Here is a 25,550-nt window from a genome sequence, read left to right on the forward strand (position 1 = left end):
TCCAGGGCGCCAGGTGCGGGTGTTCCTTGATCAGGTCGTCGACCGTCACGTAGAGTGCGGTAGCGAGGGAGTCCAGGTTATTCAAACTTGTTGCCACACAACGAGTCTGGACTCCCTCGCTTTCATGTCGACCGCGAGGGGCCCGACCCGACCCCAATCGACCCCTAGGAATCAACCATCTAGTGGTGGGTGGGGGTTGTGGACGGGGGATCGCCCGGGGAATCCGCACAGCTCGATGCCCGATGCCCAGTGCCCGGGACCCGCGGCTCTCGGCCGCCCGGGGCTCGTCGCGACCGGAGCGTCCGCAGGCGCGCCGTTCGACACGGCCTCGCGGCCGCCACGGCGTTCCTTCCGAGGAGCAGAATGGGCGCATGGCACTAGTGACCGCAGTACTGCACCGCGGCGTCGTCGATTCCGACGCGCCGCTCCTGTGCGCCGACGACCTCGGAGTCCTCCGTGGCGACGGCGTCTTCGAGACGATCAACGTCCGCGCCGGCGAGGCGTTCCTGCTCTCGGAGCACCTCGACCGCATGGCGAACTCGGCGCGCCGCATGGAGTTCGAGCTGCCCGCGAAGGCGGCGATGGCCGAGCTCGCCGAGCAGGCCCTGGAGGCCTGGCGGGAGCGGGCCGACGGCGAGGGCGCGCTGCGCCTGGTCGCCACCCGCGGCCGCGAGCACGGCGGGCCGCTCACCGTCTACGCGACGGTGGACCCCGTGCCGCGCGAGCGCATCCTGCCGCGCCGAGACGGCCTGAAGATCGCCACGGCGACCCTGGGGGTGAATGCCGATGCGCGGGGCGAAGCCCCGTGGCTTCTAGGCGGCGTCAAAGCGCTCTCGTACGCGTCGATGATGGCGGTGACCCGCTGGGCGAAGACGCAAGGAGCGGACGACGCCCTGTGGGTCTCGGCCGACGGCTTCGCGCTGGAGGGTCCGACCTCGTCGCTCCTGTGGCTGGAGGGCGACACCCTCTGCACCACGCCGACATCGGCGGGCATCCTGCCGGGCACGACCAGCGCGTACCTCCTGGAGCAGGCGCCGAAGGCGGGCCTGAAGACCGTGGAGAAGCTGATCTCGGTGGGGGACTTGAAGAACGCCGAAGGGGCGTGGCTGAGCTCCTCCGTACGAGGTGTGGCCTTCATCACCCAGATCGACGGTGAGCCTGTCGATCAGCGCCCCGACGTCACCGCTGAGCTGGACAAACTCGCGGGCTTCGAGGTCCCCGAGTAACGGTTTGACATCGTTTCCCAGGTTCTTCTCAGGCTCAACACAGGCCACGCCCAGAGACGGTCCTCATAGTAATGAGTGTTCCGGTCACGCCGACAAGCCAAACGGACGGACATGGGCAGTCTTCCGGGAGGCACGGAACAATCCGGGGGCACGAAACCAGTAAGGGCAATCGGGCACAGCCCTACTGGTGCCAATGAAAAGTGGAGCTCCTCCACTTTATCGGGGCCGCAGCGAATGGGCAAGCGCTGCGGCCCCATTAACGTGTAACAGGAACGACACGAAACCGTATCGGCCGCACCAGAAGTGTGAGTCCATCCCGCTCAACCTGCAAGGACTTTACCGGGGTTGAGGATGCCGAGCGGGTCGAGCGCGCTTTTGATGCGACGCTGCACCGCGAGATTCACCGGGTCGAGTTCCTTTGCGAGCCAATCGCGTTTGAGCATTCCCACCCCGTGCTCGCCGGTGATGGTGCCGCCCATGGCGAGTGCCATCTCCAGGATCTCGTCGAACGCGGCCCGCCCGGCTTCGAGCGAGGCCGGGTCCTCCGGGTGCACGATGATGTTCGGGTGCAGGTTCCCGTCCCCCGCATGGGCGATGACGCCGATGACCACGCCGTGGCGCGCCGCCGCGGCCTGCACGCCGTCGAGCGCTTCGGCCAGGCGCGAGCGCGGCACCGCGATGTCGTCGACCAGGACCGTGCCCAGCCGCTCCATCGCGTGGTAGGCGTTCCGCCGGGATTCCAGGAGCGCGTCGGCTTCGGCGGCGTCCGTCGCACGGTAGACCTCCGAGGCCCCGGCCTCCGTGCAGAGCGCCTCGATCGCGGCGAGCTCCTCGGCCGGGTTCGCGTCGGCCGCCACCAGCAGCAGCGCGGCCGCTTCGGTCGGCAGTCCCATGGGGCGCAACGCCTCCAGGGCCCGCAGGTGCACGTTGTCGATGAGTTCGAGCAGGCTCGGCTGGGCACCGGCGGCCATGATCGCGGTGACGGCGCGCCCCGCGTCGGCGGTGGTGCCGAAGACCGCGGCGAGCGAGAGCCGCCCGGCCGGCACCGGCGAGAGCTTCACCGTCGCCTCGGTGATGACCCCGAGGGTCCCTTCGGAACCGCAGAAGAGCCGCACCAGGTCGTACCCGGCGACGCCCTTCGCGGTCTCGCGCCCGCAGCGCATGACCTCGCCGGAGGCGAGCACGACCTCGAGGCCGAGCACGTACTCCGGGGTCGTCCCGTACTTCACGCAGCACATGCCGCCGGCCGCCGTGGCGATGTTCCCGCCGATCGTGGAGATCTGCCACGAGCCCGGGTCGGGGCTGTAGCGCAGCCCGAACTCGCTTGCGGCGACGGTGATCGCGGCGTTGAGGACGCCTGGCTGGCAGACCGCGAGGCGGTTCACCGGGTCGATCGAGAGGATCCGGTCCATCGGCGAGACGTCGAGGAGGATCGCGCCGTCGACCGCAGTGGCGGCACCGGCGAGACCGGTGCGGGCCCCTTGCGGCACCACGGGAGCGCCGAACTCGGCCGCGACCCGCAGGACCGCGCTGACCTCCTCGGTCGAACGGGCCCGCACGAGCGCGGCGGCCCGGCCGGGCAGCACGAGCGCGGCGTGGTCCACCGAGTGCGCGGCCAGGACGTCGGCATCGGTCACGGGCTCGAGCCCGCGACCGGTCAGCGCGGAGATCAGATCGCTCATCCCGCGAGGGTAGAACCCCCGCGGACGCCTACGCGTACGGGTCGGTGTCGACGACCCCGCGGATGATCTCGGCGAGCGCCTCGACCCGCTCGATGCCCTCGTCGTGGCTCGCCGAACCGCCGGTGAGGATCGAGATCTTGATGGGCTCCTCTGACTCGCCGTTGATCACGCCGATCGAGTTCACCACCCACTCGCCGCCCATCGCGTCGCGCGTGTCCCAGCCGTTCTTCATCCACACGGTCTCGTCCTCGGCCGCCGCGGCCGAGACGCCCCACTGCTGCGCGTCCGAGAGGTCGCCCATGAGCGAGCGCGCGTACTCGACCTGCTCGGCGTCGAGCACGCCCCCGTTCTCGTACAGGGCGAGCTCCAGCACCCGCAGCTGGTCCACCGCGGTCGTCTGGGTCTTCCCCCACTGCTCGGTCTCGTTCGGGTTCGTGTTCGCGAGCCCGAAGTCGATGTGCGCCTGCCGGATCGCGTCGTGCCCGTCGTCGAACGTGCCGCCGTACAGCATCTCGTTCGTCGCATCGTTGCTCGAGTCCTTGATCATCGACTCGGCGCTGTCGAGCAGCCAGTCCGGCACCTCGTCGAGCGTCCCGTAGTGCTCCAGCACCATCGTCAGGATCTCGACCTTCACGACCGACGCCGTGTCGTGCTGCACCTCGCCTTCATAGGCGAGCTGGAACTCGGCGTCGTCCACCGCGACCGAGGCGTAGAAGTTCTCGTCTTCGAGGCCCGCGAGGTACTCGCCGACCGCCGCGTCGAGGTCGGACTGGAGCCGGCCCTGCGCCGCCGCGTGCAACTCCTCCTCCGAGGGCTGCAGCGACGAGTCGCCCGCGGACTCCTGGGAGCCGGGCAGGGTCCCGTCGGCGGAACCGCCGGTGCCGCCGTCGTCGCCGGAAAGGTCGATCACGTAGATGACGGCCGCGACGAGCACGGCGATGGCCGGGACGGCGAGGAAGGGCCAGAGCCGTCGCGAGGGGGCGTGCTTGGGCTGGGAGGTCACAACAGGAACCTGACTTCGGGTGCGGGGGTCGGAGACGTACTGCTCGGCCCACGCTAAAGCAGTCGTCGAAGCGACCACAAGCAGGATTGATTGAGAGTTCCGTAACGGTTGCACAACGCCGCCTGGATCACCGCGGTGATACTGCTCTCTCCATGGTCCCTCGCACGGCCCGGCCCCCCAAACGCGAAGCGCCCGCCGGACCGGCGGGCGCTGCACTCAAGACTTCATCCGGCGGGCCGTGAGGCACTGGGACCGGCGTTCGCAGTGGGACCTGGGGAGGAAATGACCATCAACGACCGCCTGCACCGCAGTGCCTCACGGAGACTCCACCGCACCGCGCCGCAACCTGGAGGCCCGCGAGACGCGGGCCTGGTCGGGGCCGGTGAGGCACCGGGCCGCACGCTGCCGGTCGCGCCGGTTCCGCACCCGGCCGGACGGCACCCACGGCTGCGCGCCGTGGACCTGCCTGGCCGAGTTGTGTGCGGGAGCGGTCGCGGCGGCCTGCGGCGCCGGGCTCGGGGCGGGGACCGGCATCACGCCGTCGCCCGCTGCTTCAGAAGCGTGCGCGCCACCGCGGCGGCCACGCCCACCAGGCAGATGATCGCCAGGAGCGCGAGCAGCCCGTTCGCGCCGTCGGCCACGGCCGCCGGGTCGACCGCCACGACCTCGTCCTCGACGGCGGGGGCGTCGCCGCCCGCACCGGAGTCCTCCGACGGCGGCAGGCCGAACGCGTTCACTTCCTCGTCCACCGCGGGCTCCTCCACCGCGGCGGCCGGGTCTTCGGCTTCCTCGCCCTGCGGCGCCTCCGCGCCGTCATCGGCGACACCGGCGCCCTCGTCCTGCGAGTCGTCCTCGGCGTCCCCGCCCTCGTCGCCGCCGGCCGGGGGCAGCTCGACATCCCCGCCCGACTCGTCCTCGCCGGACTGCGAGCCGTCCGCCTGCGCCTCGACCACGCGCACCTGCGCCGACTCGTACTCGGCGAACAGCCCGTGGCAGTTCGGCACCATCGCGACCTCGGCCGAGCGGTTCATCTCGAACACCTGGCTCGACCCCGGACCGATCTCGTACACCTCGTCGCCCACGTGCAGCTTCGCGTCAGTGCCCAGGTCGTTGCTGTACCGCACCTGCGAACCCTGGTCCACCGTCAACTCGGTCGCGTCCGGGTACGACGTCGCCGACACCACGCCCAGCGTGCCGCAGTCGCCGCTGAACACGACCTCACTGCTGCTGCCCGACTCCTGCTCGTCCGCCGTCGCGATGCTCACCCCGGCGGCACCGCCGACCGCGAGCATCGAGGCCGCCGAGATGGCGGCCAGGCGCGACTTCCGCCGATGCGCGCGCCGGTCCATGGCCTCCTGGACCGCAGGTGCGATCCGGCCGTCGTTCACCGGGTACGGCAGCGGAGGACGCGTCTGGGCCCGGGACTGCTTGCCGGGCTTCGTGGTGTGACTTCCCATGCGTGCGTCTCTCCAACTGCGTCTTTGTCCGGGTACCGACCTGATCGAATAGCGGGAATCAGGTCTCACCAGCGTTCAACGAGCGGGCGCGGGAAAGGTGACGGCCCCGGCCGACCCCAATCCGCCGCCACGCCCAGATCCGTCCTCATGCGCCCGTAAGGAGCCGCGCACCCGTCCGTAGGATGGGCGAGACAGCCCCGAGCGAGGACCGCGAGAACACCATGGCCACACCTGCGCCCGACACCGAGCCCGCGGCAGCCCGCGAGCCCGAGGCCCCCACCCCCGCGCGCGGCGGCGCCGAAGCCCCCCGCACCGGCACCGGCGACAGCAACATCAAGGACCACGAGCGCTGGCAGCGCTTCGCCGGCGGCGAAGACCCGCCCGAGACGCACCGCCCCGGCCGCTGGCGCGCCCTCGGCCGCGCCCTGCGCCGCGCCGCCCGCAGCGAATGGACCCTCGCCGGACTCTGCAGCGTCCTCCTCGCCCTCGCCATGACCTGGCCCCTCGCGCGCCACCTCACCGAGCGCATCCCGCACGACACCGGCGACCCGCTCCTCCTCACGTACATCCTCGGCTGGGTCGGCCACGTCCTCCGCGAGAACCCCACCGGAATCTGGGACACCAACAGCTTCTGGCCCCTCGACGACGCCTACCTCTTCACCGACACCCTCATGGGCTACGCCCCCGCGGCCCTCCTCATCACCAGCCCCACCAGCGCGCTCGTCGTCTACAACGTCCTCTACATCGGCACGTTCGCCCTCGCGTTCCTCGGCGCCTACGCCCTCCTGCGCCAACTCGGCGCCCGCGTCGCCGGCTCAGCCGTCGCCGCCGCGGCCTTCGCCTACGCCCCTTGGAAACTCGGCCAGGCCGGCCACCTCCAAGTGCTCTCCAGCGGCGGCATCGTCCTCGCCCTCGCCATGCTCGCGCGCGGCCACGGCTACTCCCTCCGCGGCGGCTTCAAACCGGAGCGCCAGCGCCCCGGCTGGATCCTCGCCGGCTGGCTCACCGCCCTGTGGCAGTTCTCGATCGGCGCCGGGCTCGGCATCCCGTTCGTCTACCTGCTCCTCGGCATCGGTGTGGTCGTGGGCCTCCACTGGCTCGCGAAACGCCCCCGGCTGCGCTGGCAGACGCTGGCCGCCAACGGCATCGGCGGCTCGGTCTTCACCCTCGGGGTGCTGTGGATCGCGGACAAGCACGCGGTCGTCGCCCGCGCCTACCCCGAGGCGCTGCGCGATGTGGAGTACATCAGCTGGTTCAGCCCGACGTGGCAGAGCTTCATCATCGCCCCGGAGGAGTCGCGGGTCTGGGGCGCGGCGCACGAGGCGGCGCGCGCGGAGCTGACGTGGGCGCCCGAGCAGGCGCTGCTCGTCGGCTTCACCCTGTTCGCCCTCGCCGTCGCAGGGTTGATCTGGTCGTGCTGGACGGGCTGGCAGCGGGTCTGGCTGGCGCTCGGCGCGGCCGTCGTGTTCGCGGTCGCCATGGGCCCCAACTTCCTCGACGACGGTTCGTGGGCGTGGGCGCTGCTGTACGAGTACGCGCCGGGCTGGGACGCGATCCGCACGCCGGGACGCCTGGCGATCTACCTGACGCTGATTCTGGCGGTGCTGGCGGCGGGGACGCTGACGCGCATCGCCGACGAGGCGGACTACGTGGCGCACCGCGCCCGGATCGACAAGCGCCTGAAGGTCAAGGCGCCCAAGCGGGTCCACGCGCTCCTGTTCCTCCCGATCGGGCTCGTCCTGTGGGAGGGGCTCACGGTCGCGCCGTACATGGAGGTGCCGGAGGCGCCGGTCGACATGTCCGAACTGGAGGGTCCGGTGCTGTTCCTGCCTGCGGGCGGGGGCGACACGCGGGTCCAGTACTGGAGCATCGACGGGTTCCCGGAGGTGGCCAACGGGGTCGCGGCGTTCACCCCCGACGAGCAGGCGGGCATCCGCTCGATGTCGATGGGCTTCCCGAGCGAAGACGCGGTCGACGCCCTGCGCGAGGCCGGCATCGAGACCGTCGTGGTCCTCCCCGGCTCACTGCCCGGCAGCGACTGGGCGGGCCTGGACACCGAAGCGGAGCCGTTCGGCGTCGAAGTGGAGCGCACCGAGACCGCGCTGATCTACGACCTCAACGCCGACTAAAGGATGAAATAACCCCAATAACGGATATGTCCCCTTAGGGGACCCCTGGACTAAAAATACGCGATGGGTCCGACATTCCGTTTTTCGCACAAGATGCGAGGAACGCTCAGGCGGGGCCCATGGGCGTCATGAACGTCAGTGACCCGATCGCGTCCAGGCGCGGCGGCGAGTGCAGCGGCGAGGCCGTCACGTCGAACGTCCGGTGCACCCCGCGGTGATCGATCCGCATGAGACTGCGCTCGAGCGAATCGGTCTGGAGCGTCTGCACCGGCGCGAGCCGGGCGAGCTCGGAGTCGACGAGCGGATGCGCCCCGGCCGTGAAGTCCAGGAACCGTATGCCCGCGTCCAGGAACCGCGGCATCGCGACCTCCACCTCGATGCTGAAACCGAGCACATGCCGGGCGGAGCGGGAGATGGCGACGATCCGGGTGTCGGCCGCCAGGAGCATGCAGGCGTCCGCCGAAGCGGACACGGCCGTGCGCCACGTGGCCAGCGCCGGATCCAGCCTTCTGCCATCGGGTCCGGGCGCGGTGGCCCGGAGTGGGATGACGAGTTCGAGTTGCGTCAATTGGGCGTCCCGGGGGTAGTCGTAACGCTCAGTCTGTCCACGTTAACAGAGATAAGTTGATCTTCGTCCCCCGCGCGTCTACCCTCAGATCATGAGTGCCAACGACGCGCCCGCTTTCGGTGTCGATTCCGAGGTGGGGCGCCTGCGCAGTGTCATGCTCCACCGCCCCGGGGGCGAACTGCGCCGCCTGACCCCGCGCAACAACGGCGCGCTGCTGTTCGACGGCATCCCCTGGGTCGAACGGGCGCAGGCCGAGCACGACCGGTTCGCCGGCACGCTCCTCGAGCACGGCGTCGAGGTCCTGTACGTCGGTGCGCTGCTTGCGGAATGCCTCGAGCTGCCCGAAGCGCGCGAGGCCGTGAGCGTCTCGGTGACCGCCGACCCGCGCCTGGGGCAGACCCTCGGACGCGAACTCGCGGCCTACCTGGCCGACCTCGAACCGGAACGGCTCGCCTCGGTCCTCGTGGAGGGCTTGACGAAAGAGGAGTTCGGTACCTCCGTCTCGTTGCGGCACAAGATGATGCGCCCGACCGAGTTCGTGATCGACCCGCTGCCGAACATGATGTTCACGCGGGACTCCTCGGTCTGGATCGGCGACGCGGTCGCCGTGACCAGCCTCGCGATGCCCGCGCGCCGCCGCGAGACCACCCTGACCGGCTTGATCTACCACCACCACCCCCGCTTCGCCGACGTGCCGAAGCTGTACGACCCTTCGCTGGAGCACTTGGAAGGCGGCGACGTGCTGGCGCTGGCGCCGGGCGTCCTGGCCGTGGGCGTCGGCGAGCGCACCACCCCGGCGGGCGCGGAGCGCTTGGCGCGCAAGGCCTTCGAACGGGGCCGCATCCACACGGTCCTGGTCGTCCCGATCGCGCAGCGCCGGGCGACGATGCACCTGGACACGGTCTGCACGATGGTCGACCGCGACCGCATGGTCATGTACGCCCCGGCCGAGCAGCGCCTGGAGGCGTACACGCTCACCAGCACTGACGGCGGGGCGAGCCTGCGCATCAAGGGCCCCAGGCGGTTCCTGGACGCGGCGGCCGACGCGATCGGCGTCGACCGGATCGAGATCATCCACACCGGCGCGCGCGATGTCGTGACGGCCGAACGCGAGCAGTGGGACGACGGCAACAACACCCTCGCCCTCGCCCCCGGCATCGCGGTCGCCTACGAGCGCAACACGGTCACCAACGCCCGCCTCGAACGTGCCGGCATCAAGGTCCTCACGATCCCCGGCTCCGAACTCGGCTCCGGCCGAGGCGGCCCCAGGTGCATGTCCTGCCCGTCCGCACGAGACCCCTTCGCCGCGTAGTCGACAAGGGACAGAAGGGCACCGGTTCAACGGCAAAGAAGGGCCGGACGCATCGCGTCCGGCCCTTCTTGTTGCGCTGCTGAGCTGTGCCTTCTTAAATGCCCGCGGCGATGTCCTTGCGGTAGTAGCCGCCTTCGAGCTTGACGCCCTCGGCGAGGGTGTAGGCCTCTTGGCGGGCCTGCGCGATGGAGGCGCCGGTGCCGACGCAGTTGAGGACGCGGCCGCCGGTGGCGATGAGCTGGCCGGAGGCGTCGAGCGCGGTGCCGGCGTGGAAGACGCCGGACTCGTCGGCGCCGTAGAGCGGGCGGCCGGTGACGGTGTCGCCCGGGTAGCCCTCGTTGGAGACGACGACGCAGACGGCCGCGCCTTCGCGCCACCACAGATGGCCGAACGACTCGAGCTTCCCGGTCGCCGCCGCGTACAGGAGCCCGCCGAGCGGGGTCTCCAGGAGGGCGAGGATCGCCTGGATCTCCGGGTCGCCGAAGCGGGCGTTGAACTCGACGACCTTGAGGCCCTTCGAGGTCAGGGCCAGGCCGCAGTAGAGGGTGCCGACGAACGGGATGCCGCGCCCGGCGAGCTCGGCCAGGGTCGGCTCGGCGACGCGCTCCATGATCTCGGCGACGAGGTCGTCCGGGGCCCACGGCAGCGGCGTGTAGGCGCCCATGCCGCCGGTGTTGGGGCCGGTGCCGCCGTCGCCGATGCGCTTGAAGTCCTGGGCGGGGAGCAGCGCCTTGGCGTGCTGGCCGTCGCTCACGACGAAGAGGGAGACCTCGGGGCCGTCGAGGTACTCCTCGATGACGACGCGTTCGCACTGGAGGGCGTGGGCGAGGGCCTGGGCGCGGTCGTCGGTGACGACGACGCCCTTGCCGGCGGCGAGGCCGTCGTCCTTGACGACGTAGGGCGCGCCGAACTCGTCGAGCGCGGCCTCGGCCTCTTCGCGGGTCTTGCAGACGCGCGCGGCGGCGGTCGGGACGCCCGCGGCGGCCATGACCTCCTTCGCGAAGGCCTTCGAGCCCTCGATGAGGGCGGCTTGGCCGCTCGGGCCGTACACCGGGATGCCCTTGGCGCGGACCGCGTCGGCGACGCCCGCGACCAGCGGGGCCTCGGGGCCGACGATGACGAGGTCGGCCGCGGAGGTCACCGCCAGGGAGGCCACGGCGGCCGGGTCGGTCTGGTTCACCGGCACGCAGTCGCCGAGGGCGGCCATGCCGGGGTTGCCCGGGGCGCAGATGAGCTTGGTGACGGATTCGTCCTCGGCCAGCGACGCCGCAAGGGCGTGCTCGCGGCCGCCGGAGCCGATCAGGAGTACTCGCACACCGCCAGTTTACGTGGCGGATACGTGCTGGTTAACCGCCACGCCGAGTGGTTCCCGGCACTCGGGACCGCATTTCCTCACACTTTCGGGTGACAGGGCGGCCGCGGGGGCCGGTTTTTGTCGGACCCGGGCGGCATCGTGGGACGTACGGTCCCCAGGGTGGGTGGGGGCTAGGGATGGCCTTAACAGTGACCCACCCTTAGTAGGGCGGGCATGCGCGCCTTGCAACGAGCGGCCCGGGAGAGCGGCCCGGGCGAGTGGTCCCGGGCGAGCGGCCCCGACGAGCGGTCCCGACGAGCGGCGGTCACGGTTTCAGGCCGCGCGAAAGCGGCCCGCTTTCGCGCGGCCTCGAGGACCCGGCGGACCGCCGGGGCGAGTCGCCGGGGTGAGCGGTGCCGCCGCGCAGCCGCCGACCGGGCGAGCCCACGCTGCCGCGCGCGTCTCACGCCGAGGGATCGCCGTGCGGGTCACGGTCGGCGGCCGACCCTGATCGCGCAAGCGAGCGCAGTGCCATGATGGGCGCGTGACTGCGAATGTGCTCGCCGAGCGTTATGCCTCCGCCTCGATGCGCGACATCTGGGACCCCGTCGGCAAGATCAAGGCCGAGCGGCGCCTCTGGCTGGCCGTCCTCCAGGCCCAGCACGACCTGGGCGTCACCGTCCCCGACGGTGTGATCGCCGACTACGAGCGCGTGCTCGACCAGGTCGACCTCGCCTCCATCTCGATGCGCGAGCGCGTCACGAAGCACGACGTGAAGGCCCGCATCGAGGAGTTCTCCGACCTTGCCGGCCACCAGCACATCCACAAGGGCATGACCAGCCGCGACCTCACTGAGAACGTCGAGCAGATGCAGGTCCGCCAGTCCCTCGAGCTGGTGCGCGACCGCCTCGTCGCCGCCCTCGTGCGCCTCGCGGCCCGCGCCGCGCAGCACCGCGACCTCGTCATGGCCGGGCGCAGCCACAACGTGCCCGCGCAGGCCACCACCCTCGGGAAGCGGTTCGCGACCTGGGCCGAGGAGCTTCTGGCCGCCCTCGACCGCATCGAGGACCTCCTCAAGCGCTACCCGCTGCGCGGCATCAAGGGCCCCGTGGGCACCGCGCAGGACATGCTCGACCTCTTCGACGGCGACACCGCGAAACTCGCCGACCTCGAGACCCGCGTCGCCCGCCACCTCGGCTTCGACCGCGTCATGGACTCGGTCGGCCAGGTCTACCCGCGCTCGCTCGACTACGAGGTCGGGTCCGCGCTCGTCCAGGCCGTCGCCGGCCCCTCGTCCGCCGCGATCACCATCCGGCTCATGGCCGGCGCCGAGCTCGCCACCGAAGGGTTCATGCCCGGCCAGGTCGGCTCGTCCGCCATGCCGCACAAGATGAACACCCGCTCCTCCGAACGAGTGAACGGCCTCGCCGTCGTCGTGCGCGGGTACGCCGCGATGCTCGGCGAGCTCGCCGGCGACCAGTGGAACGAAGGGGACGTCTCCTGCTCGGTGGTCCGCCGCGTCGCCCTCCCCGACCTGTTCTACGCCGTCGACGGCCTGTATGAGACCTTCCTCACGATCCTCGACAACTTCGGGGCCTACCCGGCCGTGATCGGCGCCGAGCTCGACCGCTACCTGCCGTTCCTGACCTCCACAAAGGTCCTCATGGCGGCCGTCAAGCAGGGCGGGGGCCGCGAGGACGCGCACGAGGCCATCAAGGAGCACGCCGTCGCCGTCGCCCGCGCCATGCGCGAGAGCGGCCAGCGCGAGAACGACCTCTTCGACCGCCTCGCCGAGGACCCGCGGCTGCCCCTCGACCGGGCCGGCCTGGACGCCCTTGTAGCGAATCCGGGTGAATTCATCGGCGCCGCAGGCGATCAGGTGGACCGCGTCGCCGAAAGGGTGGCCGCGGCGGCGAAATCGCACCCTGAGGCCGCGTCCTACCGACCGGGAAACATCCTATGACTCGCTGTGACCTGGCACCGTCCTCGTAGCTCGGCACTGGCCCTGGTCAGGGCCGGTGAATATGCTTGCCCTGTTGTCCCGTCCATGTGACCGACAGGAGTGCGCCCGTGGCCCGTGTAGTGGTCGACGTGATGCTGAAGTCCGAAATCCTCGACCCCCAGGGCGAGGCCGTCCTCGGGGCGCTGCCCCGGCTGGGCGTCAACGACGTGTCGTCGGTGCGGATCGGCAAGCGCGTCGAGATCGAATTCGACGAGAACGCCCAGAACGTCGAGGAGCAGTCGCGAGTGATCGCCGACCAGCTCCTGGCCAACCCGGTCATCGAGAGCTTCTCGCTGTCGATCGAGGGCTCATGAGTGCGCGCGTCGGGGTCGTGACCTTCCCCGGCTCGCTCGACGACCGGGACGCCGCCCGCGCGGTGCGCCTGGCCGGCGGCGAGCCGGTGGGGCTGTGGCACGACGACGCCGCGCTCGGCCGCGTCGACGCCGTGTTCCTGCCCGGCGGGTTCTCCTACGGGGACGCGCTGCGCTGCGGCGCCATCGCCCGCTTCTCGCAGGTGATGGACACCGTGAAGGCCGCCGCGGCCCAGGGGATGCCCGTCCTCGGGGTCTGCAACGGCTTCCAGGTGCTGTGCGAATCGCACCTGCTGCCGGGCGCGCTGGTGCGCAACGCCCACCTGCGCTACCGCAACCGCCCCGCGCGCCTGCGCGTCGAGACCTCCCGCACCGCGTGGACGCGTCTCTACCAGCCGGGCAGCGAAGTGGTCTTCCCCGCCAAGCACGGCGAGGGCCGGTACGTCGCCGACGAGGCCGTCCTCGACCGGCTCGAGGCCGACGGCCGCGTCGTCTTCCGGTACCTCGACAACCCGAACGGCTCGATGCGCGACATCGCCGGGGTGACCAACGAGGCCGGGAACGTCGTGGGCCTCATGCCCCACCCCGAGCACGCCGTCGACGAGCTGACCGGCCCGTCGAACGACGGGCTCGGCATCGTCGCCTCCGTCCTGGCCCACCTCACCGGGGCCGCCGACACCAGTGGAGTCAGCCGATGAGCCAGCTCAACGTCGCCATCGACACCGTCGGGGTCGCCGACGCGACCCCCGACGAGAAGCAGCCGTGGGCCGAACTGGGCCTGAAAGAGGACGAGTACCAGCGGATCCGCGAGATCCTCGGGCGCCGCCCCACCCAGTCCGAGCTCGCCATGTACTCGATCATGTGGTCCGAGCACTGCTCGTACAAGTCGAGCCGGGTGCACCTGCGCCAGTTCGGCGAGAAGAACCCGAAGACCCCGCGCCTCCTGGCCGGGATCGGGGAGAACGCGGGCGTCGTCGCCATCGACGAGAACATCGCGGTCACCTTCAAGGTCGAATCCCACAACCACCCGTCCTATGTGGAACCCAAGCAGGGGGCGGCCACCGGCGTCGGCGGCATCATCCGCGACATCATCGCCATGGGCGCCCGCCCGATCGCGGTCATGGACTCCCTTCGCTTCGGCGCCATCGACCACCCCGACACCGCCCGGGTCCTCCCGGGCGTGGTCGACGGCATCGGCCACTACGGCAACTGCGTGGGCCTCCCCAACATCGGCGGCGAGACCTACTTCGACGCCTGCTACCAGGGCAACCCGCTCGTCAACGCCCTCAGCGTCGGCGTCATGCCGCGCTCGCGCCTCCAGTCCATGCAGGCCAGCGGCGTCGGCAACACCGTGATCCTCATGGGCGCCAAGACCGGCCGCGACGGCATCGGCGGCGTCTCCGTCCTCGCCTCCGCCACCTTCTCCGAGACCGGTGAAGGCGACGCCCGCCCGAGCGTGCAGGTCGGCGACCCGTTCACCGAGAAGCTGCTCATCGAGGTCTGCCTCGAGCTCTTCGACGCCGGCCTCGTCGTCGGCGTCCAGGACCTCGGCGGCGCCGGCCTCACCTGCGCGCTCAGCGAGACCGCGGCCGCCGGCGACGGCGGCATGCACGTCGACCTCGAGCGCGTCCCGCTGCGCGCCAAGGGCATGGAGCCGCAGGACATCCTCGCCTCGGAGTCGCAGGAGCGCATGCTCCTCATCGTCGACCCCGCCAAGGCCGAGGAAGTCCTCGCGCGCTCGCGCCGCTGGGGCCTGCTCGCGACCGAGATCGGCACGGTGACCGACACCGGCCGCCTCGTCGTCGACTTCCACGGCCAGACCGTGGTCGACGTGCCGCCGAAGTCGCTCGCCGACGAGGGCCCGGTCTACCACCGGCCCATCGCCGAACCGAACGACCTGGGGCTCATCGCCGTCGACCGGGCCGAGACGCTGCCGCGTCCGACCACCGCCGACGAGATCCGCCAGACCGTCCTCGACATGGCCGCCAGCCCGAACCTGTGCGACAAGTCCTGGATCACCGAGCAGTACGACTCCTCGGTCTTCGGGAACACGGTGCTCGGCACGCCGCACGACGCGGGCGTGGTGCGCCTCGACGAGCGCACCGGCGTCGGCATCGCGATCTCCCTCGACGGCAACGGCCGCTTCGCGCGGCTCGACCCGTACGTGGGCGCGCAGCTCTCGCTCGCCGAGGCCTACCGGAACGTCGCCGTCACCGGCGCGACCCCGATCGCCATCTCCGACTGCCTCAACTTCGGCTCGCCGGAGGACCCGCACGTCATGTGGCAGTTCGAGCGGGCCGTCACCGGCATCGCCGACGGCGCGCAGAAGCTCGGCATCCCCGTGACCGGCGGCAACGTCTCGTTCTACAACCAGACCGGACGCGACGCTATCCACCCGACGCCCGTCATCGGCGTGCTCGGCGTGATCGACGACGTGGCCCGCCGCATCCCGCTCGGCCTGGGCAAGACCGGCGACACGATCGCGCTGGTCGGCACCACCGAAGAGGAGCTCTCGGGCTCCGAGTGGGCGTCGGTGAAGCACGGCCACCTCGGCGGCGTGCCGCCGAAGGTCGACCTCGACCACGAGATGAAACTCGCCGAGCTGCTCTCGCGCCTGGCCGGGACCGAGCAGCTCGCCGCCGCGCACGACCTCTCCGAGGGCGGGCTCGCGCAGGCGCTGGTGGAGGCGATCTGCTTCTCCGGGCTCGGCGCGCAGATCCTCCTGCCCGAGGGCGCGGACGCGTTCACGTACCTGTTCTCGGAGTCGTCCGGGCGCGTGCTCGTGGTGATCCCGCGCGGCCAGGAGCTGGCCGTGCGCACCGCGTGCGAGCAGCGCGGTCTGCCGATCACGCCGCTGGGCGTGACCGACGCGAACACCGACGGCCTGCACCTGCGCGACCACTTCGACATCGGCCGCGAGGAGCTCGAGGCGTCCTGGAAGGGCCGCATCGGCCTCCACCTCGGCGAGTAAAACCCGATAGGATATATCCTATAGGATTTTGGGCACTGCCCTGGAGCTTCGGTTCCAGGGCAGTTTCCGTAGGTAATAAGAAGAAGCCGGGCGATTCGGCGGGCGGTACGTCCGGCCGCGAGTTACAGCACGGCCATGTGATGCGCAGTCGACTCGCGGGCAAGGAGCAGTTGCGCGATTCGCGGCAGCCAAGCAGGGCGCGTTCGTCGACGGCCGCGGCGACCGGAGCAGTCGCGCGAATCGCGACAGCCGGGCTGATCGCCGAGCGGCTTGTCCGTGGGCAGGGGGGCGAATCGCCGAGGAGTGGGCCCGCGAGCGAGGAGCAGCCTCGCTATTCGTCGAGCGGTTCGCCCGTCAGGGCCGCGATCGGGAGCAGCTCGCTCAGGTCGGCGCGCTGGCCCGAGGCCGATACTGTGCCGGACTTGAGCGCTTCGTGCCATTGGGTGCGGCCGGTGGCGAGGAGCAGGAACACGAGCGGTTGACATTCCACGACGTTCGGCGGGGTGCCGCGGCGGTGCCGCGGGCCCTCGACACACTGGACCGCGCCGTACGGAGGAACGCGAACCTCCACAGTGTGACCAGGGGCTTTCTCCGCCAGCGCCTGCAGCAGGGCCCGGACCGCGCCCTTGAGGGCCTCCCGGTCGGGCGCCTCGCCGTTGTCGATCGCGGCCATGGCATCGACCACAGCGTCCACGGGGAGACCTCCGAACCACGTTAGACTGCCCGTTACGGCACGTCGCCGAACGGGCGTGCTCTTGCAATTGTGTGCCAGGCCGAGTGCCCGGAAGAGCGGGCTCACGGACGCCGCGGTGCCCGCACCCCGGTCCCGTGACCGAATTGAGACCAGGCATAGTGGCGACGACGGCCCGCTTCCGTGGGTTCGTCGTGCCTGCCCGTGGCAGATGGCCGCGAGCGGTGCTGGATGGCACATGCCCAGGAGGGGATGTAGATGACCGTAGCGGCCGTACCGAGCGGGACCCAGACTAGCGTCCCGCGGTCCCGGCGCGGAGGACGGGGTGGCCTGCGCACTCGCCTGGCCGGCCTCGCCGCGGCGGGCGGTGTGCTCCTCGGCATCCTCGCATTCCCGCAGGCCGCGGTCGCACAGGACCCCACGGGATGGTTCAACGGATCGTTCAATCCGAACCCGGTGAGCGTCGGCGGCCAGTCCGCGGTCGTCTCCTTCACGGTGATGAACAACAACCCCGTTGCGCCCCAGGACATCACTGTCAAGGCGAAGGTCGACGGCCTCAATGACGTCATCGCCGGCGTGGACAACGACGGCGGCGCGGGCGCCTGTACGCGCGACGACGCGGACAAGGTGACGTGCGCGCAGGTCGAACCCGGCGGGCAGCGGACCATCTCGTTCACGGTGACCACGGTCCTCGAGGCGGAGCTCCCGGCCGGCGAGCAGCTCTCGGGGAACTTCACCGTCGAGGTGAACAACCAGGGCCAGTCGACCGGCATCAACGTGGTCGGCACCTCGACCGTGTCGACGGTCTCCACGATCAGCGGCGAGGTCACCTCGAACGCCGAGCCGGTGGCGGACGCCGAGCTCGAGCTCACCGACGGTGAGGGCGAGACGCACAAGACGACCACCGACGACGACGGCTCGTACGAGTTCACCGGCGACTCCTCCGAGCCGATCGCACCCGGCGACATGACGCTGAAGATCACCGCGGAGGGCTTCGAGGACAAGGAGGAGACGCTCAACGTTCGCGAAGGCAGCGAAAGCTACACGTTGAACGTCACGCTCACCGAGGTCCAGGCGGAGCCGTCGGCCGAACCGACGACGGCGGCCGAATCCCCGACTTCCGAGTCGCCGACCCCGGCCCCGCCGGCGGACGACGGCATGTCGTCCACGCTGATCTTCCTCATCGTGATCGGCGCGCTGCTGGTCATCGGCGGCATCGTCGGCATCTTCTTCCTGCTGCGCGGCGGCAAGGACAAGGACGACGACGACGGCGAGAGCTTCGCCCCGGACACCCCGCCGGACCACAAGCCGACCGCGGCCCAGGTCGGGACGCCCGGCGTCTACCAGGCCGCTCCGGGTCCCGAGGCCGACGAGCCGACGATGATCCACCCCGGCGGCCTCGTCGGCGGGGCCCCGGCCGCGCCGACCCAGTTCGGGCCCGCCTACGGCGGCTCGGATTCGACGCAGGTCATGCCGCAGGGCGGGTTCGGCGCCGCACCGGGGATGCCGGGCGGCCAGGTCGGCCCTGACGGCACCACGATCCTCCCGGTCGTCAAGCAGCCGGGCGGGCCCGGCGCTTCGGACGCCACGCAGATCATGCCGCAGGCGAACCTCGGTTCGCCGCCGCCGGCCGCACCGCCGAGCCCCTACGGCGACTTGGGTTCCACCCGGCCGCACCCGGGACCTTCGGCCTCCCCGAGCCCGGCGTCCGGCCCGTACGACCCGGCCGCGACCCGGCCGCACCCGGGCCCGTCCCCGACCGGCTCGCCCAGTCCTTACGGCGACCTCGGTTCGACGCGACCGCACCCGGCGCCCACGCCGCCGCCCGCCACCGGCTCGATGTTCGACCCGCAGCAGCCGGGAAGCGCGCCGCAGAGCCAGGGTTTCGGGGCGCCGAGTGCACCGCGCGATCAGGGTTATGGCGCGCCGAGCGCACCGCGGGACCAGGGCTTCAGCGCGCCGAGCGCGCCCCGGGACCAGGGTTACGGCGCTACGAGCGCGCCCCGGGACCAGAGCTACGGTCCGCAGGGCTCGCCGAGCGCGCCGCAGTACGGTCCGGGCTCGCAGAGCTACGGGTCGCACAGCAGCCAGCCGAGCTACGGCGCGCACGGTTCGCCGAGCGCCCCGCCCAGTGCGCCCAGGAGCGCCCCGCCGAGCGGCGACGCGTATCCGAGCCAGTCGCTGCGCCGCGACCCGTACGCACCGCAGGAGCAGCCTCCGCCGCCCACGGGTGAGTACGGGGCGACCCGCGCGATGCCGCAGTACGGCGACCAGCCGCAGCCGCCGGCCGCGCCGTACGGCAATGAGCCGAACGGCGAGGGCGAGGACCCGGACTCCAAGCGCACCGACCGCCGCAACTGGGGCGAGTGGGACGACCGCCCCCGCTCCTGGTAGCGCGCGCACCAGACGAGATACGAGTCGAGACACGAAACGCCGTGCCGGGCATAGCCCGGCACGGCGTCTCACTTCGAGGGGTCTGGCGGCGGGGACGCCGAGAACACGGTCGCGGTGTTCCCTTGGGCCCCCGATATAGAGGGTCGCATCGGGGTACGACATCCCGCTGTTCGAACAAGCCGATGCCCGGGGCCGGGCAGCGCCCGAGACGCGGCGGGCACCGGAGCATTCGCCGGCCCGACCTGCGGTCGGCGCGTTCGGTGCTCGTCGACCGGCAGGCCGACGAAGCGCGTCCGGCACCCGGTCGAAGCGGCGTCGTGCCCGCCGAGCCGATCGGCATCGGCGTCTACACGCCGCTCCCCGAACAGGTGCGGGGCCGAACTCGACAGTGAGAACACCGCCGAGAGACCGAGTCGATGCCGCGCTCGAAGACCCGTCGTCGGCCTGGATGCGGGTGAGCTTGGTGTACCCGGCATCCCGCATGGCCTCCTCCTCGCAGCCCGCCGTGCCGCCAGGCAGGTAGCCCGGTCCGGCGCGGCGGACCGGCCCGATTCGGCGGTGTGGACACCAACGCGCCGCGTCGTCGCCCGCCTCGGCGGCCGTGCGCAGGGGCTCGGAAGGCGGGCGGGCGGCCCCGCATCGGCGGGTTCGCGGTTCGGTGCGCGGCTCATGGTTTGCCGTTCCCGGTTTGCGGGCATGGTTGTTCCCGGGCATGGCCACTCATTGGGGTGACGGCTTTCACGGACGGGTGAGCGGGCGGGTCGGTTCTCGCCCCGTAGGTCGTTATGCGATGAGTTTCACCTCTTCAGCAAGGCTTTTCCGAGGGGTCCGGCCCACACCCGCCGTCGTTGGACGGTGGCGACTTCCCGCAGGTCCGATAGACTGAGACTGGCGGTTCCGCCAGATGGCGAAGCTTGCGAGCCATCGGTGTATGCAGATGGCGCAGCTCGTAAGCCATCGAAACAGCCCAGCAAACTGAGGAGTTGCAGTGGCCCGAGGTGACGGTCGACTCACCACGGAACTCGATCCCGACAATCCCGGCCCCCGCGACGCTTGCGGCGTCGTCGGCATCTGGGCCCCCGGGGAAGAGGTCTCGAAACTCACTTACTTCGGGCTCTACGCGCTCCAGCACCGCGGCCAGGAAGCCGCGGGCATCGCTGTCTCCGACGGCGCGCGCACCGTCGTCTACAAGGACCTCGGCCTGGTCGCCCAGGTCTTCGACGAGTCCACGCTCGCGCCCCTCCAGGGCCACCTGGCCATCGGCCACGCCCGCTACTCCACCACCGGCGCCCCCACCTGGGAGAACTCCCAGCCGACCATTCGGTCCACCACCACGGGCACCGCGATCGCCTTGGCGCACAACGGCAACCTGGTGAACACCGCCGACCTCATGAAAGAGGTCGACCGCCTGGGCATCGACATGGGCACCACCACCTCCGACACCCACCTCATCACCGCGCTCCTGGCCGCGCACCCGGACGAGTCCGTCGCCGCGGCCGCCGAGCGCGTGCTCCCGCAGCTGCGCGGCGCGTTCTGCCTGGTCTTCATGGACGAGAACACGCTGTACGCCGCCCGCGACCCGCAGGGCGTGCACCCGCTCGTCCTCGGCCGCCTCGCCTCCGGCTGGGCCGTCGCCTCCGAGACCGCCGCGCTCGACACGATCGGCGCGCACTTCGTGCGCGAGGTCGAGCCCGGCGAGCTGCTCACCATCGACGAGCACGGCCTGCGCTCCACCCGCTTCGCGAACCCGGAGCCCAAGGGCTGCCTGTTCGAGTACGTCTACCTCGCCCGCCCCGACACGAAGCTGGCCGGGCGCAACGTCTACGCCACCCGCGTCGAGGTCGGCCGCACCCTCGCCCGGGAGTTCCCGGCCGAGGCGGACCTCGTCATCGGCGTCCCCGAGTCCGGCATCCCGGCCGCCATCGGCTTCGCCGAGGAGTCCGGGATCCCCTACGGCCAGGGGTTCACCAAGAACCAGTACGTGGGCCGCACCTTCATCCAGCCCTCGCAGTCGCTGCGGCAGTTGGGCATCCGCCTGAAGCTCAACCCGCTCGTCGACCAGATCAAGGGCAAGCGCCTGGTCATCGTCGACGACACCATCGTGCGCGGCAACACCCAGCGCGCCCTCGTCCGGATGCTCCGCGAAGCGGGCGCGGTCGAGGTCCACATCCGCATCTCCGCGCCGCCGGTCAAGTGGCCGTGCTTCTACGGCATCGACTTCGCCACACGCGCCGAGCTCATCGCCGGGGCCCTCGACACCGACGGCATCCGCGCCCAGATCGGCGCCGACTCGCTCGGGTACGTCTCGATGGACGGCCTGGTCCGCGCCACCGAGCAGCCCGCGTCCCGGCTCTGCATGGCCTGCTTCGACGGCCACTACCCCATTGAACTGCCCGCTTCCGACCTCATCGGCAAGCACCTCATGGAAGCGCCGCAGGCAGCGAAGCCGGGCGTTCAGCGATCGACCGAAGCGAGCACGCAAGTGCGGGAAGGGACCACAGCGTGAGCAGCGGCACCACCACTCCGAGGAGCATCTCCTACCAGTCCGCGGGCGTCGACATCGACGCCGGCGACCGGGCGGTCGACGCCCTCAAGCCCTTGATCAAGAAGACCGTCCGGCCCGAGGTGGTCGGCGGGATCGGCGGGTTCGCCGGGCTGTTCGCGCTCGACACCGAGAAGTACAAGAAGCCGCTGCTCGCCTCCTCCACCGACGGCGTCGGCACGAAGCTCGTGATCGCCCAGAAGCTGGACATCCACGACACGGTCGGCATCGACCTCGTTGCGATGGTCGTCGACGACCTCGTCGTCTGCGGCGCCGAGCCGCTGTTCCTCCTGGACTACATCGCCACCGGCCAGGTCGTGCCGGAGAAGATCGCCGCCATCGGCGGCGGCATCGCGGACGGCTGCCGGTACGCCGGCTGCGCGCTCATCGGCGGCGAGATCGCCGAGCACCCGGGCGTCATGAAGCCCGACGACTACGACATCTCCGCCACTGGCGTGGGCGTCGTCGAAGCCGACCAGCTGCTCGGCCCCGAGCGCGTCAAGCCCGGCGACGTCGCGATCGCGATGCGCGCCTCCGGCGTCCACTCCAACGGCTTCTCGCTCGTGCGCGAGGCCCTGTTCGGCGTCGGCAAGATGGACCTCGGCACCGTCGTGCCCGAGTTCGGCAACCAGCGGACCCTCGGCGAGGAGCTGCTGACCCCGACCCACATCTACGCCAAGGACTGCCTCGAGCTCGCCAAGGAGTGCGACGTGCACGCCTTCGCGCACATCACCGGCGGCGGCATCGCCGGGAACCTCGTGCGCTCGGTCCCCGAAGGCCTCCAGATCGAGGTCGACCGCGGCACCTGGGCGCCGAACCCCGTGTTCGACGTCGTGCAGCGCATCGGCGGCATCGGCGACGAGGAGATGGAGCGGACCTTCAACATGGGCATCGGCATGGTCGCCATCGTCGCGCCCGACCAGGTCGACCGCTCGCTTGCGGTGCTCACCGCCCGCCACGTCGAGGCGTGGACCATCGGCGAGATCGCCGCGGGCGACGCCGGCGTCAAGCTCGCGGGCTCATATCTGACGGCTGGCTAGGGATCCCCGGATCGCCCTCGCCGTCGGCGTCGGCGTCAGCTTGATCTGAGGCCGGGGCTTCGGCCTCGGCCTCTTCGAGCGCGTCCCGGTGCTGCTTCGCCTTCGTGCTGAGCCACAGCCAAATGAGGCCCAGCGTCGGCAGCACCGCGGCCGCGATGAGCGCCGGGACCAGGTGCAGCGTCGGCGTGAGCATGACGCCGAGGATGAGCAGCACCGAGATCAGGATCGTGCGCCGCGTCGCGGGGTCGAAGACCTTCAGCGGCCCGAGCGGGATCGTGTGCCAGGGCACGCGCTTCGCGCTGCGGATGATGATGAGGCCCAGCAGGAACCCGGCCGGCTCGTCCGAGAACCAGTGTTGGCCCAGGAAGATCTGCGAGCTGAACACGATCGCCGGCGGGGCCAGCAGCAGCGTCCAGCGCGCCCACGCCGGGATCACGTGGCCGATGAGCATCACGATGAGGCCGAACAGCAGGATCGAGTTCACCGCGTGCCCCGAGGGGAACGCGGTGGCGTCGGTGATGTTCGGCCCGCCGCCCTCGGGGTGGTACGTGAACAGCAGCGGCCCTTCGGGCGAGACCTCCCGCAGCGCGAACGGGTGCTGCGAGAGCGGGCGGCCCAGCAGGTGCTTCATGCCGAGGATGCTCGCCAGGGTGATGAACGAGATGACGTACATCAGCAGCGGCCGGATCGACCGCGACCGGAGCGCGCACCAGATCGCGATGAGGAGCGTGACCGTCGCGACCGTGCGGGCCTGGCCGAACTCGGCCCCGCCCTTGGCGAGGTTCCTGAGCCAGTCCACGTCGTTCGCGGTCGCGGCCCACACCCGGATGTCCCAGTCGAGCTGCACGAGCCACGACGGGTAGCTCACGAGGTACGCGAGCGCGAGGAACCCGAGGAACATGAAGAGGTCCGGCCACCAGCTCCTCGGGCGCTTCCCGTACGGCTCCCAGTCGAACCAGCCCACGGGGATGTAGCGGCGCAGCGGTGTGATGATCTGTCCGACGAACGCATCGTCACGGACAGTCACACCTCGGTCCGTGATCCCCGCGCTCCTGCGCGCGGCGGCAGGCCGGTTCGATTCAGAAGGCATAGATGGATGTTCGCCTGCGAAAGTGAATTTTGGTGCCGCCACACCCGAACTGGACCGAATTTGTTATCAGGTCGGTATATATGGTGTGGTTTGGGACGCAGCTTGGTTGAGCTGCGCCGATACTCCGCGATACCGGTCACGTTCCACCGAAACGCGGCCGTGACCGGACCTGTGAGCGGCATCGCCTGCGGCTCAAGCCGAAACGGAGCGCGTGTCGGAGGCGGAGATCACAGGATAGTCGGTGTAGCCTGCCGCGCCACCGCCGTACAGCGGCAGGTCCGTGCGCAGTGGAGTGACGGGCGCACCGGTGCGCAGCCGCTCGACCAGATCCGGGTTGGCGATGAACGGGCGGCCGAGCGCGACCAGGTCCGCGCCCGCGTCCAGGATGCGTTCCGCCGCGGCCAGACCGCCGTCGGCGGGGATCGGATCCGCTTCGGACGCCTCGGGATTCGAGGGGTTCGCGATCAGAATGCCCTGCCAGCGCTCGCGAATCGCCGCGAACAGCGGCGTGGGCGAGGCGTACGCGAGGTGCAGGTAGGCGAGGCCGAGCGGCGCGAGGGCGTCGAGCAGCGCCGGGAACAACTCATCGGCGTCGTCGACGTCGATCCCGTTGTGGGGGTTGCCGGGTGAGAGGCGCAGGCCCGTGCGCTCGGGGCCGATCGCGGCGGCCACGGCTTCGACGACCTCGACGACGAACTTGATGCGGCCCGCGACCGAGCCGCCGTACTCGTCGGTGCGGTGATTGGTGCTGGTGGCGAGGAACTGGTTGAGCAGGTAGCCGTTGGCCGCGTGGACTTCCACGCCGTCGGCGCCGGCGCGGATCGCATTGCGCGCGGCGGCGGTGAAGTCGGCGAGGGTGTCCTGGAGGTCGGCCTTGCTCATCTCGCGCGGGACGGGCGGTTCGCCGTGGCCGTTCGGGGTGTGGATGTACCCGGGCAGCGGGATCGCGGAGGGCGCCAACGGGATCAGGCCGCTGGTGTCGGGGTGGCCGATGCGGCCGCCGTGCTCGACCTGGAGGAAGATGCGGCCGCCCGCGGCGTGGACCGCGTCGGTGACCTGCCGCCAACCGTCCACTTGGGAGTCAGTGAAGATGCCGGGGATGTCGGGGTAGGTGTAGCCGACCTGGCTGGGGGAGCTGGCCTCGGCGACGATGAGGCCGGCGGTGGCGCGCTGGGCGTAGTACTCGGCCATGAGGGGCGTGGGGACGCCGCCGGCGGCCGCGCGGTTGCGGCTCATCGGGGGCATGACCACGCGGTTCGGCAGGTCGAGCGCGCCGAGGCGGGCGGGGGAGAAGAGGCGGTGGGCCGCGGTCGGCGAAGGCCCGGTCTGCGAGGGTGCGGTTTCGTTCGTCATGCCGGTACCGTAGAACCTGACACCAATGTCAGGTTCAAGGAAATGTGGGGTACGCCATGCGCATCGGTGAACTCGCCCGCCGCACGGGCGTCAGCGTCCGGTCCCTGCGGTACTACGAGGAGCAGGGGCTGCTCGAGTCCGACCGTACCTCGGGCGGGCACCGGGAGTACGCCGAGCACGCGGTCGACCGGGTGATCAGGATCCAGGTGCTGTACGCGGCGGGGCTGAACAGCCGCGTCATCGACAGCATCCTGCCGTGCATGCGCGACCACGACGGCGGCCCGAACGAGGCGGCCACGGCCACCCTCGCGGCGGACCTCACGGCCGAGCGCGAGCGCATCGACCGCGCCATCGCCGACCTGCAGCGGACCCGTGAGATCCTCGACGAGGTGATCGAGACCGCGTCCCTCCCGGCCTGACGGAGCAGATTTGCGAATGTTTTCGCAGGTCAGAGGCTTTTGTCGGACCCGTGTGGGAGGGTGTCC

General features: G+C 70.9%; 19 protein-coding genes. 11 read left to right on the forward strand and 8 right to left on the reverse strand.

The genetic code is table 11. The features are described from left to right. The first annotated feature begins 371 nt into the window (after positions 1–371). Positions 372–1,226: an aminotransferase class IV gene (locus O2L52_RS24290; RefSeq protein WP_270118801.1), complete on the forward strand. Its 855-nt coding sequence runs from the start codon at positions 372–374 to the stop codon at positions 1,224–1,226. 320 nt (positions 1,227–1,546) lie between these two features. On the opposite strand, the gene O2L52_RS24295 is transcribed toward O2L52_RS24290, so the two are convergent. From O2L52_RS24295 to O2L52_RS24305, 3 genes are all read right to left on the reverse strand, one after another. After that, positions 1,547–2,908 (reverse strand): FAD-binding oxidoreductase, encoded by a 1,362-nt coding sequence (locus O2L52_RS24295; RefSeq protein ID WP_270118802.1) that lies wholly within the window; start codon positions 2,906–2,908, stop codon positions 1,547–1,549. 28 nt (positions 2,909–2,936) lie between these two features. Continuing rightward, positions 2,937–3,911 carry a serine hydrolase gene (locus tag O2L52_RS24300; RefSeq protein ID WP_270118803.1) on the reverse strand — a complete coding sequence of 325 codons (975 nt, stop codon included), beginning with the start codon at positions 3,909–3,911 and terminating at the stop codon, positions 2,937–2,939. 533 nt (positions 3,912–4,444) lie between these two features. Further along, positions 4,445–5,368 (reverse strand): ICP22 family protein, encoded by a 924-nt coding sequence (locus tag O2L52_RS24305; protein WP_270118804.1) that lies wholly within the window; start codon positions 5,366–5,368, stop codon positions 4,445–4,447. 182 nt (positions 5,369–5,550) lie between these two features. On the opposite strand from O2L52_RS24305, the gene O2L52_RS24310 reads away from it, so the two are divergent. After that, complete coding sequence (locus O2L52_RS24310; protein WP_270118805.1) at positions 5,551–7,497, forward strand: hypothetical protein; 1,947 nt, start codon at positions 5,551–5,553, stop codon at positions 7,495–7,497. A 106-nt stretch (positions 7,498–7,603) separates the two neighbouring features. On the opposite strand, the gene O2L52_RS24315 is transcribed toward O2L52_RS24310, so the two are convergent. Further along, on the reverse strand, positions 7,604–8,065 hold the full coding sequence (locus tag O2L52_RS24315) for a hypothetical protein (RefSeq protein ID WP_270118806.1): 462 nt from the start codon (positions 8,063–8,065) through the stop codon (positions 7,604–7,606). Positions 8,066–8,156: 91 nt separating this feature from the next. Here O2L52_RS24315 and O2L52_RS24320 point away from each other — a divergent pair, with 91 nt between their 5' ends. Continuing rightward, entirely contained in the window at positions 8,157–9,377 is a 1,221-nt protein-coding gene (locus O2L52_RS24320; RefSeq protein ID WP_270118807.1) for an arginine deiminase, read from the forward strand. A 94-nt stretch (positions 9,378–9,471) separates the two neighbouring features. On the opposite strand, the gene purD is transcribed toward O2L52_RS24320, so the two are convergent. Then, positions 9,472–10,692, reverse strand: coding sequence for a phosphoribosylamine--glycine ligase (gene purD / locus O2L52_RS24325; protein WP_270118808.1), 1,221 nt, complete (start codon positions 10,690–10,692; stop codon positions 9,472–9,474). A gap of 523 nt (positions 10,693–11,215) precedes the next feature. Here purD and purB point away from each other — a divergent pair. From purB to purL, 4 genes are all read left to right on the forward strand, one after another. Further along, positions 11,216–12,634, forward strand: a complete 1,419-nt coding sequence (gene purB / locus O2L52_RS24330; RefSeq protein WP_270118809.1) for an adenylosuccinate lyase — start codon at positions 11,216–11,218, stop codon at positions 12,632–12,634. A 107-nt stretch (positions 12,635–12,741) separates the two neighbouring features. Then, on the forward strand, positions 12,742–12,987 hold the full coding sequence (gene purS, locus O2L52_RS24335; RefSeq protein WP_270118810.1) for a phosphoribosylformylglycinamidine synthase subunit PurS: 246 nt from the start codon (positions 12,742–12,744) through the stop codon (positions 12,985–12,987). After that, a complete protein-coding gene (gene purQ / locus O2L52_RS24340; RefSeq protein ID WP_270118811.1) occupies positions 12,984–13,682 on the forward strand; it encodes a phosphoribosylformylglycinamidine synthase subunit PurQ in 699 nt (232 codons plus the stop codon). The genes purS and purQ overlap by 4 nt, the downstream gene beginning before the upstream one ends. Next, complete coding sequence (gene purL, locus O2L52_RS24345; protein WP_270118812.1) at positions 13,679–15,955, forward strand: phosphoribosylformylglycinamidine synthase subunit PurL; 2,277 nt, start codon at positions 13,679–13,681, stop codon at positions 15,953–15,955. The genes purQ and purL overlap by 4 nt, the downstream gene beginning before the upstream one ends. Before the next feature lie 331 nt (positions 15,956–16,286). On the opposite strand, the gene O2L52_RS24350 is transcribed toward purL, so the two are convergent. Then, positions 16,287–16,628 (reverse strand): sterol carrier family protein, encoded by a 342-nt coding sequence (locus O2L52_RS24350; RefSeq protein ID WP_344473815.1) that lies wholly within the window; start codon positions 16,626–16,628, stop codon positions 16,287–16,289. Between the two features lie 387 nt (positions 16,629–17,015). Here O2L52_RS24350 and O2L52_RS24355 point away from each other — a divergent pair, with 387 nt between their 5' ends. From O2L52_RS24355 to purM, 3 genes are all read left to right on the forward strand, one after another. Beyond that, entirely contained in the window at positions 17,016–19,040 is a 2,025-nt protein-coding gene (locus O2L52_RS24355) for a carboxypeptidase regulatory-like domain-containing protein (RefSeq protein WP_270118814.1), read from the forward strand. 988 nt (positions 19,041–20,028) lie between these two features. Next, positions 20,029–21,546, forward strand: coding sequence for an amidophosphoribosyltransferase (purF, locus tag O2L52_RS24360; RefSeq protein WP_270118815.1), 1,518 nt, complete (start codon positions 20,029–20,031; stop codon positions 21,544–21,546). After that, positions 21,501–22,622 carry a phosphoribosylformylglycinamidine cyclo-ligase gene (purM, locus tag O2L52_RS24365; protein ID WP_373897034.1) on the forward strand — a complete coding sequence of 374 codons (1,122 nt, stop codon included), beginning with the start codon at positions 21,501–21,503 and terminating at the stop codon, positions 22,620–22,622. Before purF ends, purM begins: the two co-directional genes overlap by 46 nt. Here the strand turns inward: purM and O2L52_RS24370 are convergent. Together O2L52_RS24370 and O2L52_RS24375 are read right to left on the reverse strand one after the other, a co-directional pair. After that, complete coding sequence (locus O2L52_RS24370) at positions 22,588–23,649, reverse strand: phosphatase PAP2 family protein (RefSeq protein WP_270118818.1); 1,062 nt, start codon at positions 23,647–23,649, stop codon at positions 22,588–22,590. The two genes, purM and O2L52_RS24370, sit on opposite strands and share 35 nt — an antisense overlap. A 255-nt stretch (positions 23,650–23,904) precedes the next feature. Then, the gene (locus O2L52_RS24375) at positions 23,905–25,065 is read right to left on the reverse strand and encodes an alkene reductase (protein WP_270118819.1); all 1,161 of its coding nucleotides are present in this window, start codon (positions 25,063–25,065) and stop codon (positions 23,905–23,907) included. 56 nt (positions 25,066–25,121) lie between these two features. Here O2L52_RS24375 and O2L52_RS24380 point away from each other — a divergent pair, with 56 nt between their 5' ends. Continuing rightward, positions 25,122–25,484, forward strand: coding sequence for a MerR family transcriptional regulator (locus tag O2L52_RS24380; protein ID WP_270118820.1), 363 nt, complete (start codon positions 25,122–25,124; stop codon positions 25,482–25,484). Positions 25,485–25,550 lie beyond the last annotated feature (66 nt).

Origin of the sequence: Glycomyces algeriensis (genome assembly GCF_027622855.1) — a bacterium.
In the GTDB taxonomy this organism is placed as follows: Bacteria; Actinomycetota; Actinomycetes; order Mycobacteriales; family Micromonosporaceae; genus Glycomyces; species Glycomyces algeriensis.